This window comes from Proteus sp. FZP2095, from assembly GCF_023701425.1.
GTDB classification, from domain to species: Bacteria; Pseudomonadota; Gammaproteobacteria; order Enterobacterales; family Enterobacteriaceae; genus Proteus; species Proteus cibarius.
Genome location: NZ_JAMQBJ010000001.1, coordinates 38,467 through 55,149 on the forward strand (window position 1 = coordinate 38,467; position 16,683 = coordinate 55,149).

16 protein-coding genes are annotated in these 16,683 nt (G+C 39.1%); 5 read left to right on the plus strand and 11 right to left on the minus strand.

Going from position 1 to position 16,683, the window contains the following annotated elements; genetic code table 11:
* Nucleotides 1-272: 272 nt before the first annotated feature.
* Nucleotides 273-1,019, plus strand: coding sequence for a YbgA family protein (locus NBG71_RS00180; protein WP_250916442.1), 747 nt, complete (start codon nt 273-275; stop codon nt 1,017-1,019).
* 6 nt (nt 1,020-1,025) lie between these two features.
* Here NBG71_RS00180 and nadD read toward each other — a convergent pair whose 3' ends face one another.
* The 8 genes from nadD to NBG71_RS00220 form a co-directional block, all read right to left on the minus strand.
* Nucleotides 1,026-1,697: a nicotinate-nucleotide adenylyltransferase gene (gene nadD, locus NBG71_RS00185; protein ID WP_109420311.1), complete on the minus strand. Its 672-nt coding sequence runs from the start codon at nt 1,695-1,697 to the stop codon at nt 1,026-1,028.
* A complete protein-coding gene (gene holA, locus NBG71_RS00190; protein ID WP_099660170.1) occupies nt 1,690-2,724 on the minus strand; it encodes a DNA polymerase III subunit delta in 1,035 nt (344 codons plus the stop codon). The genes nadD and holA overlap by 8 nt, the downstream gene beginning before the upstream one ends.
* Nucleotides 2,721-3,269, minus strand: a complete 549-nt coding sequence (gene lptE / locus NBG71_RS00195) for an LPS assembly lipoprotein LptE (protein ID WP_075671576.1) — start codon at nt 3,267-3,269, stop codon at nt 2,721-2,723. The genes holA and lptE overlap by 4 nt, the downstream gene beginning before the upstream one ends.
* A gap of 12 nt (nt 3,270-3,281) precedes the next feature.
* Nucleotides 3,282-5,864 (minus strand): leucine--tRNA ligase, encoded by a 2,583-nt coding sequence (gene leuS, locus NBG71_RS00200; RefSeq protein WP_075671578.1) that lies wholly within the window; start codon nt 5,862-5,864, stop codon nt 3,282-3,284.
* A 326-nt stretch (nt 5,865-6,190) separates the two neighbouring features.
* Nucleotides 6,191-6,916, minus strand: coding sequence for an amino acid ABC transporter ATP-binding protein (locus tag NBG71_RS00205; RefSeq protein WP_075671580.1), 726 nt, complete (start codon nt 6,914-6,916; stop codon nt 6,191-6,193).
* A complete protein-coding gene (gltK, locus tag NBG71_RS00210; RefSeq protein ID WP_006537724.1) occupies nt 6,917-7,591 on the minus strand; it encodes a glutamate/aspartate ABC transporter permease GltK in 675 nt (224 codons plus the stop codon). It lies immediately after the preceding gene.
* A complete protein-coding gene (locus NBG71_RS00215; protein ID WP_099660172.1) occupies nt 7,591-8,331 on the minus strand; it encodes an amino acid ABC transporter permease in 741 nt (246 codons plus the stop codon). The genes gltK and NBG71_RS00215 overlap by 1 nt, the downstream gene beginning before the upstream one ends.
* Nucleotides 8,332-8,446: 115 nt before the next feature.
* On the minus strand, nt 8,447-9,340 hold the full coding sequence (locus NBG71_RS00220) for an amino acid ABC transporter substrate-binding protein (protein ID WP_075671582.1): 894 nt from the start codon (nt 9,338-9,340) through the stop codon (nt 8,447-8,449).
* 365 nt (nt 9,341-9,705) lie between these two features.
* Between NBG71_RS00220 and NBG71_RS00225 the strand changes: the two genes are divergently transcribed.
* From NBG71_RS00225 to NBG71_RS00240, 4 genes are all read left to right on the plus strand, one after another.
* A complete protein-coding gene (locus tag NBG71_RS00225) occupies nt 9,706-10,095 on the plus strand; it encodes a metal resistance protein (protein WP_098943888.1) in 390 nt (129 codons plus the stop codon).
* A gap of 84 nt (nt 10,096-10,179) precedes the next feature.
* Complete coding sequence (locus tag NBG71_RS00230) at nt 10,180-12,219, plus strand: protein-disulfide reductase DsbD family protein (protein WP_075671587.1); 2,040 nt, start codon at nt 10,180-10,182, stop codon at nt 12,217-12,219.
* Entirely contained in the window at nt 12,219-12,950 is a 732-nt protein-coding gene (locus NBG71_RS00235) for a DsbA family protein (RefSeq protein WP_075671589.1), read from the plus strand. Before NBG71_RS00230 ends, NBG71_RS00235 begins: the two co-directional genes overlap by 1 nt.
* Nucleotides 12,950-13,453, plus strand: a complete 504-nt coding sequence (locus NBG71_RS00240; protein WP_075671591.1) for a protein disulfide oxidoreductase — start codon at nt 12,950-12,952, stop codon at nt 13,451-13,453. The genes NBG71_RS00235 and NBG71_RS00240 overlap by 1 nt, the downstream gene beginning before the upstream one ends.
* An 8-nt stretch (nt 13,454-13,461) precedes the next feature.
* On the opposite strand, the gene NBG71_RS00245 is transcribed toward NBG71_RS00240, so the two are convergent.
* The 3 genes from NBG71_RS00245 to corC form a co-directional block, all read right to left on the minus strand.
* A complete protein-coding gene (locus NBG71_RS00245; protein ID WP_075671593.1) occupies nt 13,462-14,148 on the minus strand; it encodes a hypothetical protein in 687 nt (228 codons plus the stop codon).
* A 70-nt stretch (nt 14,149-14,218) separates the two neighbouring features.
* Nucleotides 14,219-15,742, minus strand: a complete 1,524-nt coding sequence (lnt, locus tag NBG71_RS00250; RefSeq protein WP_156733099.1) for an apolipoprotein N-acyltransferase — start codon at nt 15,740-15,742, stop codon at nt 14,219-14,221.
* Nucleotides 15,743-15,749: 7 nt separating this feature from the next.
* Nucleotides 15,750-16,631 (minus strand): CNNM family magnesium/cobalt transport protein CorC, encoded by an 882-nt coding sequence (corC, locus tag NBG71_RS00255; protein WP_023581153.1) that lies wholly within the window; start codon nt 16,629-16,631, stop codon nt 15,750-15,752.
* Nucleotides 16,632-16,683 lie beyond the last annotated feature (52 nt).

A 16,683-nucleotide genomic window follows, 5' to 3' on the forward strand; every position in this document is an offset into this window, starting at 1 on the left:
CCTTATTTTCTTGTTTTTCGACGTTTGATTTAGAAAAATTCATATATGCCTATTAACTGCGTCATAATAGATAACAAAAAGAAGGCAGATAAGAACTTTTCCGTTTAGACGACAGTTTTACCTTACAGTTCCCTTAAGGGAACAGAGGGTGAGAATAACAGCTAAACCTCGTCTGTCAATGCTCATGAAACACCTAATTAGGTGTGTTTTTACTTTGTTAGCGTCAGATTATACCGTGTAATGCTCAGACTTTTTAATTGGAGAGAAAAAGAATGGAAAGAAAAGTGAATTATCTCGGGATATCTTCAGAAATTATGAGTAACACTAATCACCAATTACAAGAAAAGTTAGCATTGCTTTGCGATACTGTTCAGGCGGAAAAGATAGGTATTATGCAGATAGAGGCTCAAAATAGAGATAATCTATTGCCACTTTATGGTTATATCGGAAAAAAAGGAGACAGCCTTTCCTCACCCCCAAATTTTACTTTACCTCAATTAAATATTGATCAATTTTTACAACCTATTGTTCTAGACCATTTTCTTACCCAATTTTTCACACTATTTGATTACCAACAACAGGTTAATCAATCATTAACTAAAGGGGCTTTGGTTAAATTTCATAGCCGATATAAATATTTAATTATGACTTATTCACAAGTGGCTTATCGAGAGTTGGGGCATGATATTGCTAATTTTTCTGATTCCATTCCCCTTGAAGAAGTTGCATCGAAATATCAGGGAAAGCTAATGAAGGCATTGAGTGTTGCAGCAAATAGAGAAGGGCAAACTAATGCGTTAATGCATATGGCTGGGTATTTTAAGCGGGATCTAAACTCACAACAAAAACAAGAAATGACACAGACAATTTTACAATATCGTCAAGGTATCGTGCCTTTATCTAAACCTTATGATTTACTCAAATATTGGTTAACAGTTTATCCTGATGAGTATTTGAACCATCAACGCTATTTTTCACCTTATCCCTTCGCTTTTAATTATTTAAGAGAGCAACTTTAGTCTTAATTATTTATAGAGTTGTTGCTGGCGAATATAGTCTTCAACAGAGTTAGGTAGTAAATCGTGACAATCTAAACCTGCTTTGTGACGAGCACGAATATCTGTTGCTGATATATTATAAAGAGGCGTATCAGCCAGAAATATTTTACCCGCAGGTAAACAGTGAATATCTTCTTGCTGATGAGTTTGATGTTTGGTCAGCCATTTTTGCATTTGCGCTGAGTCGAAATGTGTTTGATAACCAGGGCGGGCGCAAACTAGTAAATGGCATACTTCGAGCAGATCTTCCCATTGGTGCCATGTGTTAATCGAAAGTAATGAATCTTGACCAATAATAAAAGCCAAGGGTTGTTTATCGCCGATTTCTTTTCTGAAGTCTCTTAATGTCTCAATAGTATAAGAAGGTGTTGGTTTCTCAAGTTCACGAGTATCGACTGTAAATGAAGAATATGGCTCAAGAGCCAGACGTACCATCTCAAGACGTTGTTGAGAAGAGGCCTCTGGTTGAGGACGATGAGGAGGAATATTGTTAGGTAACCAAATCACTTCTTTTAAACCAATTAATCCGGAAAGAGCTTCAACAGGACGCAAATGCCCATAATGAATAGGATCAAATGTACCACCATATAAAGCAATGGCTTGGTTAATTAAAGGTGTTGAGGGATTGATTTTAGACATGACTTACAAATCCTTCCGGCAATGCTTTTCCACAAAGTAATAAACCCAGAGCACTAAGAGAAGGCCAAACTGTCTGTCCATAATCTTGTTTAATAGTAATTTCAATTGTTGCAAGTAATCGTATTGCTGTCAGCAATTGATGTTCAGATAAACGTTGTAGTGCTGCTGTGAATATTGGGCGTCGGTTTTGCCAAATTCGATGTTTATCGAAAATCGTTTTTAACGAAGCCGTTTTAGATTCTCGATGTAGCGTAATCAACTGCATTAACTCACGTTGTAAAGTTCTGAGTAAAATAACAGGTTCAGAGTCTTCTCTTTTGAGTTGTTGCAAAATATGCCATGCACGTTGTGTTTTCCCGGCCAGTAAAGCATCAACCCAGTGATAAGGGGTAAAATGTGACGCGTCATTGACTGCAGCTTCTACTCTTGGGAGCGTTAGCTTACCGTCAGGATATAACAGAGAAAGACGCTCAATGGCTTGTGCTAGTGCCAATAAATTTCCTTCATAACAATAGCAAAGTAATTGATTACCTTGTTCATCCAGCGCTAACCCTTTTTGTTTTGCTCGCCGCGCAACCCAATTAGGTAATTTATCAAGCTCAGGTGTCAGACAAGAAACATAGGTTCCATGTTGGCTTAATGTTTTAAACCATTCACTGTTTTCTTGTGCTTTTGTGAGTTTATTGCCACGTAAAATCAACAATAAGTCTTGATGTAATTCTTGAGATAGGCGAGTAAGTTTCTCTGACATCGCTGCATTGGGGCCATTTTCAGGCAAATGCAGTAGAAGAGATTGTCTTTGAGAAAAAAGGCTTAGCGATTGACAAAGCGAGTAAATTTCATTCCAGTCCGTATTATTATCAAGGGTAAATTGATAATGTTCGACAAATCCTTGGGATTTAGCAACGGATTGAATAGCATCTTGAGACTCTTGGAGTAACAGAGGTTCATTACCCCAGAGTAGGTAACTTTGGCGCAGCCCCTCTTGGAGCTGCGCATTCAGTTGTTCTGGATATAAGCGGATCATTTGGCGGGTGAGATTATCTGTTTTGCCTGCTCAGCTTGTGCACTCTTTTGCCGTTCAGCATTGTGAACAACTAATAATTTACGCACTAATATTGCTGTCGCTTGTTCACGCATCTCTTGCTTGATAATGTCATTTTCAGCATCTTTCGCTAATGCTTCTAATGGGTTATCGAAGAATGGACGTGAAACCTGTGATGAAATTGGGTAAATCGTACCATCAGGCATAATCACTTGTGCATCAAGCACAAATGTTAATTGACGTTCTGCTGATTTACCGTCTTGATACACAGAAACGGTCTCTTTACTTTCTGATGAACCGACAATTTTTAGAATAGGGATATTTGCCGTTGGATTTTCAACAAGCTGAACACCACTCAGTCTAAGTTGTTGACGCATTACACGAGATAATGGGCCATAAGGGTCACCAGAGCTAAGATAAAGCGTTTTTAATTCTGCTGGAACCTGAGTTTTACCTTGAAGGTGAAAACCACAGCCAGCGGTGATTAACACCGCTAAACCGAAAAATAGCGAAAGTAGATATCGCACTAGGCCTCCTTATCAGCCAATAACGATGTTCAGTAATTTTCCTGGAACATAGATGACTTTACGAATAGTCACATCTTCCAAGTATTTAGCAACACTGTACTCTTTTGTCGCCATTTCCTGAACATATTCTTTTTCTGAATTAGCCGGAACAGTGACTCGACCGCGTACTTTACCATTCACTTGAACGATGATCAGCTTGGTGTCATCAATCATTGCTTCTTCATCAGCAACAGGCCATGGTGCAACATCAACGTCCTCTTTTCCACCTAATGCCTGCCACATAACAAAACAAGCATGAGGGATGATTGGAGAAAGCATACGAACAATGGCTTCTAATGCTTCTTGCATTAAAGCACGATCTTGTTCTGTTTCTTGTGTTGCACGAGTTAATTTATTCATTAACTCCATAATGGCGGCAATTGCGGTATTAAAGGCTAAACGACGACCTACGTCATCAGATACTTTCGCAATCGTTTTATGTAAGTCACGACGCAAATCTTTTTGTTCTTCTGTTAGTGCAGAAAGATCAAGAGACTGTGTCGCTCCTTTTTGAGTGTGCTCGTGAACTAAACGCCATAAACGACGTAAGAAACGGTTTGCACCTTCAACGCTAGATTCCTGCCATTCCAGAGTTAATTCTGGTGGAGCAGCAAACATCATAAATAAACGAACGGTATCTGCACCATAACGTTCAACCATCGTTTGTGGGTCGATACCGTTATTTTTAGATTTAGACATTTTGCTCATGCCAGCATAAGTCAGTTCATGACCTTCACTGTCAGTTGCTTTAATGATGCGGTTTTTCTCATCGCGTTCAACGATAGCTTCAGCTGGAGATACCCAATGACGAGCACCATCTTCACCAGTGTGGTAGAAGGCATCAGCTAATACCATGCCTTGACACAGTAAGCGTTTTGCTGGTTCATCAGAGTTCACTAAACCTGCATCACGCATCAGTTTATGGAAGAAGCGGAAATACATTAAGTGCATGATGGCGTGTTCAATACCACCAATATACCAGTCAACAGGTAACCAATAATTAGCTGCTTTTGGATCTAACATGCCTTTATCGTAATCTGGGCAGGTATAACGAGCATAATACCAAGAAGATTCCATAAAGGTGTCGAAAGTATCAGTTTCACGTAGTGCTGGCTGACCATTGATTGTGGTTTTTGCCCACTCAGGATCTGCTTTGATTGGACTGGTGATCCCGTCCATTTTTACATCTTCTGGCAGGATCACAGGCAGTTGATCTTCAGGGACAGGAACAACAGTGCCATCTTCTAAAGTAGCCATTGGAATTGGCGCACCCCAGTAACGTTGACGAGAAACACCCCAGTCACGTAAACGGTAGTTAACTTTACGCTCACCAACACCCATTTGTGCCAGTTTATCTGCAATTGCGTTAAAGCCAGATTGGTTGTCTAATCCAGAGAACTCACCAGAGTTAATTAGGCTATTTTTCTCGGTTAATGCACCTTCAGATAAGTCAGGTTGATTACCTTCAGCATCTGCAATAACAGCTTTAATTGGTAAATTGTATTTAGTTGCAAATTCCCAGTCACGTTCATCATGACCTGGAACCGCCATTACAGCACCTGTGCCGTATTCCATTAATACAAAGTTAGCAACCCAAATGGCGACTTTCTCTTTAGTTAATGGATGAATAGCATAAAGGCCTGTTGCAATTCCTTTTTTCTCCATTGTTGCCATATCGGCTTCTGCCATTTTCATGTTACGGCATTCATCAATGAAGTGTTGAACTTCAGGGTTATTTTGAGCGGCTTTTTGCGCTAATGGGTGACCTGCTGCAACTGCAACATAAGTGACACCCATAAATGTGTCTGGACGCGTTGTATAAACGGTCATTGTGTCGTCGCTATCAGCAACATCAAATTTAATTTCGACACCTTCAGAGCGACCAATCCAGTTACGTTGCATGGTTTTAACTTGTTCAGGCCATTCATCTAACGTATCTAAATCGTTTAATAGCTCTTCAGCATACTCGGTAATTTTGATAAACCACTGTGGAATTTCTTTACGTTCAACAGGGGTATCACAACGCCAGCAACAGCCATCAATAACTTGTTCGTTGGCTAAAACGGTTAAGTCGTGTGGGCACCAGTTAACAGCAGAGGTCTTTTTATAAACTAAGCCTTTTTCATATAACTTAGTAAAGAACCACTGTTCCCAGCGATAATATTCTGGAGTACAAGTAGTGACTTCACGATCCCAATCATAACCAAAACCCAGTTTTTTTAACTGGTTTTTCATATAATTGATATTTTCGTAAGTCCATGGCGCTGGAGCGGTGTTATTTTTTACTGCGGCACCTTCTGCAGGTAAACCGAACGCATCCCAACCGATAGGTTGTAAGACGTTTTTACCTAGCATACGTTGATAACGGGAAATCACGTCACCAATGGTATAGTTGCGGACGTGTCCCATGTGAAGTCGGCCAGAAGGATAAGGTAGCATTGACAGGCAGTAATATTTTTCTTTGTTATTATCTTCTGTCACTTTAAATGTATTGTTCTTTTCCCAGTGTTCCTGGATAGTTTGCTCTATATCTTCGGGACGATATTGTTCTTGCATGGCACCGATAATCCTATGGTGAATTAATGGCTACCGGAGGGTAACCGCTATTATGAAATTAAGACTTGCATAGCATAGCTGATTTTGTCTAATAGCCACAACTATTGATCTCAATGAAAGCCACTGTTTGCATAACTTTTTCAAGACAATTGCGAGATATCTTGGAAATAGTTAAAGCCAAAAGACAATAAATGCGTATTTTGTGAAAAAATAATAGTGATGTTGCGAGAAAAGAAGATTACTTGATATTTAATTGCGAGGTTAATCTAAATTATTATTTGGGGCTGACGTGCTAAAAAAGCACGCCAGCAGAGGGGATGTGGAGATTAGTGCAGAATTTTAGCGAGGAAATCTTTTGCTCTATCTGATTTTGGATTATCAAAAAAGTCATTTTTAGGTCTATCTTCCACAATTCTACCTTCATCCATAAAAATAATACGGTCGGCAACTTTTTTAGCGAACCCCATTTCATGGGTTACTACCATCATCGTCATACCTTCATTTGCCAGTTCGACCATTACATCAAGCACTTCATTAATCATTTCAGGATCAAGTGCTGATGTGGGTTCATCAAACAACATTGCAATCGGATCCATGCATAATGCGCGAGCAATGGCGACGCGTTGTTGCTGACCACCTGAAAGCTGGGCTGGGTATTTATTAGCATGGTTTGATAATCCTACACGTTCTAATAGTTTTAACCCTTTCTCTTTTGCGGCAGTTTTCTCTCTATTAAGCACTTTAACTTGTGCCAGTGTAAGATTTTCAATAATAGAGAGGTGAGGGAAGAGTTCAAAATGTTGGAATACCATACCCACTTTTGCTCGTAATTTAGCAAGGTCTGTATGTTTATCATTTACTTTTATTTCATTAACAAGGATCTCGCCTTGTTGTATAGGCTCTAAGCCATTCACTGTTTTGATCAGTGTTGATTTACCTGATCCAGAAGGCCCACAGACAACAACAACTTCCCCCTTTTTAACTTCAGTGGAACATTCAGTCAGTACTTGAAACTGACCATACCATTTGGATACGTCTTTTAGGGAAATCATCTAGGTAGTCCTTTTTTTAAGAAAGTTCACTAACATCGAAGCGGCGAAACTAATGACAAAATAAACAAAACCAGCAAAGAGGATCATCTCAACTTGTGTTCCATCTCGTTCTCCAATATTTGCCGCTGTTCTGAAAAAGTCAGTAAGACTTAAAACGTAAACTAAGGATGTATCTTGGAATAATACAATTCCTTGAGTCAGTAATAGCGGGATCATGGCTCGAAAGGCTTGAGGTAAGATCACTAAACGCATTGTTTGTGATTTGGTCATACCTAACGCGAGTGAGGCTGAAAATTGTCCTTTGCTAACACTTTGGATACCTGCTCTTATAATTTCAGAGTAATAAGCCGCTTCAAATAAAGAGAACGCTATCATTGCTGAAATTAAACGGATATCACTTTTCGGAGAAAGGCCTAGAACATTTTGTAATATGTTAGGCACAATTAAATAAAACCACAGCAATACCATGACTAATGGGATAGAACGAAAGGTATTAACATAAGCGGCGGCAAACCAGCTAATAGGTTTAAAGGTTGATAGGCGCATAACCGCAAGCACCGTTCCCCATAAAATACCGACCACAATAGCGGTGATAGTGATTTTTAGTGTGATAGCCATTCCATCGACTAAAAATGGTAGGCTCGGAACAACAGAACTCCAGTCAAATTCGTACATTATTGACCTCCTGCTGTGCCGGGTAAACGTACACGTTTTTCAAGCCAACTCATGATTAGCATAATGATGACATTGATAAATACATAGGCGAGTGTGATAGCAGTGAATGACTCATACGCTTTTGCTGAATAGTCGAGAAGTTTATTCGCTTGTGCCGCCATATCAATAAGTCCGATAGTAGAAGCAATCGCTGAGTTTTTCACGAGATTGAGCATTTCGGATGTCATTGGTGGAATAATGACGCGGTATGCATTGGGTAATAAAACATAACGATAGGTTTGGGGTAAAGTTAAGCCCAATGCTAAGCCTGCAGCTTTTTGACCTCGAGGTAATGAGTTTATTGCGGCTCTAACTTGTTCACACATACGTGCTGCGGTAAATAAACCTAAGCAGAGTGCTGATGAGACAAAAAATTGCACATTGGGCGCTAAGTCCATTTTAAACCAGTCGCCAATAGATTGAGGCAATAATTCAGGAATGACGAGATACCACGTAAAGAATTGAACAATAAGTGGTACGTTACGGAATAACTCAACATAAACAGTGCCTAAGCTTGAAAGCCAACGATTAGGTACGGTGCGTAAAATTCCAAATAAAGAACCGACAAGAAAGGCGATAACCCAAGCGCATAGAGATAAGGCAATAGTGACTTGGAAGCCAGAAATCAGCCATCCTAAGTATGTGGTGTTTCCGAATGGGGCTTCTTGGAAGAATATCCCCCAATCCCAATCAATCGACATGATTTCACCTCCGGTGAAAAAGAGGGGCAGGGAACGGCTGCCCCAAACTTCACTGATCTGTCTGTCCAACAGATACTTTATAATTATTTATTTTGCATCAACTAATTATGTGTTTTTAGTTCAATGCTTTATCATTTGGTGATGCAAATAAGGCTTTCATTTCATCCGAGATGGTGAATTCTAAGTTAAGATTTTTAGGTGGGATAGGTGCATTAAACCAGCGATTAAATGATTTTTCTGCTTCACCTGATTTTTGTGCTTTAGCGATAGTTTCATCAATTAACGCTTTGAATTGAGCGTCATCTTTACGCAACATACAGCCATAGGCTTCTTCTGATTGTGGGGTTCCTACAATTTCCCACTCACCCGGTTTTTTCGCTTTAGCTCGTTCACCAGCCAGTAATGCGTCATCCATCATAAAGGCAACTGCACGACCTGATTCAAGTGTACGGAATGAGTCTCCATGATCTTTTGCGCTGATAATGCGCATATTCATTTTTTTCTCATCATTTAATTTGTTGAGTAACATTTCAGACGTTGTTCCTGATGTTACAACAACGTTTTTACCTGATAGATCAGCAAAATCTTTAATTCCACTGTCTTTTTTTGCCAGTAAACGTGTGCCTACGATGAAAATAGTATTAGAGAAGCTAGCTTGTTGTTGACGAGCTTCATTGTTAGTTGTTGAACCACACTCAAAATCAAATGTGCCATTTTGTAATAATGGAATACGATTCTGAGAAGTAATAGGAATGAGGCGAACTTGTAAGTTTGGTTTTCCTATTTTGTCTTTCACTGCCTGTACAATGAGGTTGGAATAGTCTTGAGAATAACCAACTACTTTTTGTTGATTATCATAGTAAGAGAAAGGAACAGAGGATTCTCTGTGTCCAACGATGATAATATCGTTGTCATTGATTTTCTTTAAGGTTCCAGTGAGTTCTTCTGCTTGCACAGTTACTGCAGCCCCTAAAATCATTAATGATAATGCTAGTTTACGCATGCGCATAATAACTCCTGTCGTGGTGATAAGTGATATTTGTGTTTTGCTTCTTGTTGCTTTTTTGTTTTAATTTGTTTTGATAATGTTAATAGATAGAACAAATAACATACTGTTGGGAAGTGTAATTTGTGAAATACGAGAGGTATCTCCCAATAAAAGAATGAAATCAAATGTAGTTGATTATTTTTTTGGAAGTTGTTTTCAATATTTAAAATTATTGTAGTAGAAACCTTATAGAAATAAAGGTTAAAGATGAAAAATTTAGGTAATAAGAAAAATAAACTAAGTAGGGATTTGTAAAGTTTGTCTTAAGGAGTTGTTTGTCTGTGGATTACCGTTAAGATAGCGGGTCATATTGATGAGGAACATCTATGAGTAATTGGCGGTCAGGTCGCTGGCTAGTGGTGATAACAGTTTTGCTGATCTTGTGTTGTATTGTTCAGCGTTCATTAGGTGCCCACATCATTAGTGAGCGCTTAGCAACGGCTGTCTCTCAAACACAATACCCACTATCAACACCGATTGCTGATGAGAATAGCGTTACAGGGCACAGTTATTCATTGTCTACCTGTGAATTAAGCGCCAAATCGTTGTTATCTGTTCCTCCATTAACAATTGAGCCATTTTTCCATTCATGGGCTGTATTGCTATTATTAAGCATGTCTGCCATCTATGTATCGCGTCAGCGTAATCAGAAAAAACACCATCATCCACCTCCTCCAATCAGACTTCACCTTCATTATTGTATTTTGAGGGATTAGAAATTTCCTTTTAGCTAAAAGATTGCGCGTCTAATTTGGGCGTGGCTCTATGTGTAGCGTTGTAGGAATTTTTAGGGAGTTGTTATGTTTCGTTCTTTTGTTATGGCGTTGATACTAACGCTATTTACTTTATCTACCTCTCAAGCAGCAAATACAGGCTGGCTAACCATGCCTGATAATTCTCATGCACAAGTTAGGGCGACAGCACAAAAGTCCCCAGCAGGTGACGTGAAACTTTTACTTGAGGTACAGCTTGAGTCTGGATGGAAAACGTATTGGCGTTCTCCAGGAGAAGGTGGCGTTGCCCCTGAAATTAATTGGTCGCAAGATGTAAGCGCAATAACTTGGCATTGGCCATCACCTTCAGCTTTTGATGTGGCGGGTATTTATACTCAAGGCTATGACAAACAAGTCGTTTTTCCTATTGAGCTATCCTCTGTTCAGATTGATCGTTTAATGGGAGTTTTAACTTTATCAACATGCAGTAATGTCTGTATTTTGACTGATTACACTTTAGACTTGGATTTTACAGAACCGGTGCCAGCTGATTTTGAATGGCAATATAATCAGGCAATGGCAAAAATTCCTGTTGGAACAGGATTAGTATCATCAGTTTCTTCTGATTATAACAATAGCCAACTCACTATCTCTTTACAAAAAGAGCAAGGTGCTTGGGTTAAGCCTAATATTTATCTCGATCCCCCTGAAGGTATGCTTTATGGCATTCCCAAATTAGATCATCAAGATAAAAACCTATTAGTCACCGTTGATGTGACTGATGATTGGGGCGATGCTGCCGGTGATATTTCTGGTAAGGCGCTTTCTTTTGTTATTACTGACCAAGGTTTTTCTCGCCAAGTTAATGACACCATAGGACATGGAGGGTCGGAGATTGCTCCCGTTGCCAATTCAGGTGTTGGGTTTTGGAGTATTCTTGCTTTTGCGCTATTGGGCGGCTTAATTTTGAATTTGATGCCTTGTGTATTACCTGTACTTGCGATGAAAATGGGATCAATTCTGCATCTTGAAAATCGTGATAAAGGGGTTATTCGCAAGCAATTTTCTGTTTCTGTTCTAGGCATCTTAGTATCATTTTGGGCGCTAGCTCTGTTTATGACAGGTTTACGTTATAGCCAAGAAGCCTTAGGCTGGGGGATCCAATTCCAAAGTCCTTGGTTTATTGGTTTTATGGTATTAGTTACTGCTATTTTTACTGCAAATCTATTTGGATTATTTGAACTGCGTTTAAGTAGCAATATAAATACTAAAATGGCAACAGCTGGTGGACAAGGATATAGCCGACACTTTTGGGAAGGTGCATTTGCAACTTTACTTGCAACGCCTTGTTCGGCACCATTTTTAGGAACCGCTGTCGCTTATGCACTTATTGCGCCTCTAAATGAACTATGGCTTATTTTTACCGCTCTAGGGATTGGAATGAGTTTGCCTTGGATCTTAGTGGCTATATTCCCATCTATCGCCAAAGCGCTACCAAAACCGGGTAAATGGATGAATCGCCTAAGAATGGTATTAGGCTTTATGATGTTATTGTCCAGTATTTGGTTAATTACGCTCTTAATCCCTCACTTTGGTATGCCTATTGTTGTAGGGATTTTTATTGCAATTGCTTTGTTTTTGTTACTCGCAATTGCACGGCACTACGGTAAAAAAGTGGTTCTTATTTCCACCGTTATTGCGCTTTTTTTAGGTGGGAGTACTTATCTATTTGTCGCTCAACCTGAAAGTCAGACACTGACAGGTAAAGATATGGTAGATTGGCAACCTTTATCTGAAGAAGCGATACATCAAGCATTGGCTGATAATAAACGAGTGTTTATTGATGTAACAGCAGATTGGTGTGTAACCTGCAAAGCCAATAAATACAATGTATTATTGCGAGAAGAGGTTCAGGCCGCACTTTCAGCGCCAGATGTTGTCGCATTAAGAGGGGATTGGACTAAACCCTCTGATAAAATTACTCAGTTTTTAAAACAACGTGGTCAAGTTGCAGTACCCTTTAACCAAGTTTATGGACCTTGCCATAAAGATGGCGTGGTTTTACCTCCTATTTTAAATAAAGATTCAACATTGACAGTTCTTTCAGAGGCTAAAGGAGCCCAATAATGAAAAAAACACTTTCTGCACTGGTTATCTCTTCGTTACTTTTTGGTGCAAATGTGCAAGCTGCGGCATTAAGTGCTGATCAGGAAAAAGAAGTTCGCGCGCTGGTTCGTGATACGTTGATCAAAAACCCAGAAATTCTGGAAGAAGCTATCACTGCATTACAAGCACAGAAAGCAGATGAGCAACAAGCTCAGTTCCGTACTGCTTTAAAGGCAGAGCACGACGCGTTATATAATGATGCTGCAAGTCCTCGTATTGGTGCAAAAGACGCTAAGTTAGTGTTGGTTTCTTTTACTGATTATAACTGCCCTTACTGCAAACGCTTCGATCCATTATTAGAACAAATCACAAAAGATTATCCTGAAGTTGCCGTGGTGATTAAGCCATTGCCGTTTAAAGGTGAAAGTTCTGCAAAAGCTTCTCAAGCTGTACTTTCAGTTTGGAAAGAAGATCCAAAAGCATTCTTAGCATTACACCAACGTTTAATGCAGAAGAAAACAATGCTAGATAATGCAAGTATTGATGATGCAATGAAAACAACCAATACAAGCAAAGTGAAATTGACGGATGAAAGCTTAAAAGCGTTACAAAACAACTTGGATCTTTCTCGTAAATTAGGTATTCAAGGTACACCTGCAACTGTCGTTGGCGATATGGTTATTCCAGGTGCCGTTGATTATGCTCAGCTAGAAGTGATTGTAAAAGAGCAACTGGCTAAAGTGAAAAAATAATGCGTAGTCGTTTACGAAAGTGGAGTAAAGAACTGATTGTTCTGGTTGTCATTTTCGTTATAGCTTCTTTTGCAATGGATTGGTGGCGACAACCGACGCCACCATCCTTAACGAATTTACCTGAACTTTATACTGTTGATAATAAAGTTGTTTCGTTGGCTGAATTGAGTGCTGAAAAGCCCTTGTTAATCTATTTTTGGGCAACGTGGTGTGGAGTTTGTAAACTAACAACACCTGCAGTAAATTCGTTAGCACAAGATGGTTATAACGTGACATCTGTTGCGATCCGTTCTGGTGATAACGCAAAGTTAGCGCGTGGTATTCAATCTAAAGGGCTAGTTTTTCCTGTAATAAATGATAGTCGAGGGGATATTTCTCAACAGTGGGAAATTAGTGCAACACCTTCATTTGTTATTGTTTATAAAGGTGAAATGGTAGGCTTTACGAGTGGTTGGTCATCTTCGTGGGGATTAAAACTACGTTTATGGTGGGCTTCTATCTAAATCAGTTATCAGAATTTTAGTAAAGAAAAAATGGTACCGGGTAAGCTGACAATAAAATAGATTATTTCATAAATAATATTTTTACGTCTGCGTTCAATTTTTGCATCTTCGGTATTTTGGGCAATTAATGCTTTTTCATTGGTAATGCATTTTGCTGTATTAATATGTATTGGCACAATATTAATAGGAATAACGGTTTGATTATTTTTATTAGCAGGAGTTAATTGAGCTAATGTCCAACCATATTGATGCTGTTTATCTCCAAACGCATTTTGCTGAATAACATAACCATAATAATCTTTACGAAAACCTTTTTCTTCGTTATCGCTGGAAATCTTATGAGCATATTGCCAATAAGATTGAATATCTGCTGATGAATGAATTAATTGAGATAATGCTGGTGGCTCAAGTAAGGTGACATTAACGCGTTTAGACTCAGTTTCTTGTTTTTGTTGATCGGCAATCGCTGTTTTCCAATGTACAGGTACAATGGTTTTGTCTTCAATAAGTTGGTTAATTGACTCTGGTTGTTTTGATAATACCCAGCCAAATTCATGTTCTTGTTGATTGAACATCTGGCGTTGGAGCCATTTATTTTCTTTATCCGTACGAAAGCCCTTTGTTTCATTATCTGTTGATATTTTTTTGGCTCTTTGCCAAATAATATCGAGAATATGTTCAGGATAATGCCCCATATAAAGCCCCTTTATTAGAAGAAGCTCAACTTAACTAATATTAATCTAGTTAAGTTGAGCTTTATTCATCTTAATTACGGCGTTTAATAAAAGCGATGATAAAGAATAATCCAACTAGTATCCACAAAGGTGTATTACCCCATTTGTAATAAGGGGTTAAACCTGTTGTTGGTGTGACTTTTTCCGCTAAAGCTCCTTCTTCAAATTGAGGAAGTTGAGAGATTACATCACCATTGGCAGCGATGAAGGCGGTAATGCCGTTATTTGTCGAGCGTAATAATGGTCTTCCTAACTCAAGAGAACGCATTCTCGCCATTTGAAAATGTTGCCAAGGACCAATTGAATTACCAAACCATGCATCATTAGAAATCGTTAATAAGAACCGTGTATCAGGTTTGAAATTAGCGCGAACTTGCTCACCTAAGATAATTTCGTAGCAAATAGCTGCAGTTATTTTAGCATCATTAACAGTAAGCTGAGGTTGTACATATTCACCTTGGCTTAATGATGACATCGGTAAATTAAAGAAAGGCGCAAGTGGGCGTAATAGTGATTCTAATGGTACATATTCACCAAAAGGAACAAGGTGATGTTTGTTATAGCGATCTGTTGCCGGGTATTGATAAGCATAGTGTTCACCTAATGTGATGACACTATTGTAAAAACGATAGCCTTCTAATGTCGGCCGAGCATCAATAATTCCCGTCATTAAATGGGTATCTTGCTCTCTTAATTGCTTATCTAATTCTGCTAAAAAGTTTTGTTGTTGAATTTCAACATCAGGGATCGCAGATTCGGGCCAAATAATGAGATTTGCATTACCAATAAAAGGGTGGCTTAAGGTGAGATAGGTCTTTAATGTGCTCTCTAATGTACCTGGTTCCCATTTTAAAGATTGTGCGATATTACCTTGGACTAATGCAATTTCTTGTGTTTCATCAGGCAAAGGTTGATACCACTGATAGGATTTAAAGCTGATAGGTAATACTAATAAAAGCAGTGCAACCACAAGGCCGTAAATTGATTTACGATAGATTGTAAATGCAATTAATCCACTAATAACGGTTAAAAGTAGCGTTATCATGGTGACACCAAAAATAGGTGCAATACCTTTTAAGGGGCCATCAATCTGGCTATAACCAAACTGCAACCAAGGAAAGCCTGATAATACCCAACCTCTTAAAAATTCTGTGATTTGCCATAGCGCAGGAGCGGCAAATACAAACCGCCAGAGTGTTGGTTTGGGGAAAAACTTATTCAGTGCTCCTGCAAATAATAGCGTGTAGAGTGATAAATAGAGAGCTAATAAAATCACTAAAAAGATATTTATTGCAAACGGCATACCACCAAAATCAGCGATACTGACGTAAACCCAATTTACACCGCTACCAAATAATCCAAATCCCCAAGCAAAACCAAGGAATGCACCTTGACGAGCTGTGCGGTGAGTGATTATCAGTAATAAGCCAAGTAGTGAAATTAACGCTGCAGGCCAAAAATCAAATGGCGAAAATGCTAATGTGCCAATGGCACCGAAAAAAACCGCCAGAAGGGCGCGAACCCACTGGCGGTTTAATAAAGAGATCTTATTCATTGATATCCTATGCATCATTACCTAGTTCAGGGATTGGTGCATCATCGGGGATATGCACATAAACCTGAATGATCTTACGGCTATCTGCCATAACAACTTTAAATTGGTAATTATCAATGGTAATAGTTTCACCACGAGCAGGAAGGTGACCAAAGGCTTGCATAACTAAACCGCCAATTGTATCAACTTCTTCATCGCTGAAATGTGTACCGAACGCTTCATTGAAATCTTCTATCTGGGTTAAAGCTCGAACTGAGTAAGCGTGACGACTCAATGGACGAATATCAATATCATCCTCATCATCATACTCATCTTCAATTTCGCCTACGATAAGTTCAAGAATATCTTCAATTGTGACGAGCCCAGATACGCCTCCGAATTCATCGATCACAATCGCCATATGATAGCGTTGGGAGCGGAACTCTTTTAATAGGCGATCAACCCGTTTACTTTCAGGCACAACAACAGCAGAGCGTAAGACTTTATCCATACTAAATGGCTCTGCGTCAGTACGCATAAATGGCAATAAATCTTTTGCCATTAATAAGCCTTCAATATGATCTTTGTCTTCGCTAATGACAGGGAAACGGGAATGTGCTGAATCAATAATCACATCTAAACATTCATCAAGGGTTTGATTGCGTTTTAGTGTGACGATTTGAGAGCGAGGGATCATTATGTCCCGAACGCGTTGTTCAGCAATATCCATTACCCCTTCAAGCATGTCGCGGGTGTCAGGATCAATTAATTCTTTCTGTTCAGAATCGCGGATAAGCTCCATCAGATCATCACGGTTTTTAGGTTCACCGTGGAACCACTGATTAAGCAGTGTGAGAAACCCTTTCTTAGGACCAGGGTTATCGTTACTCGAAGATTGGTCGTCGCTCATGGCGTTTTAACTATTTTTCCTCATTGAATGGTTAATTAGATATAGTATTTAT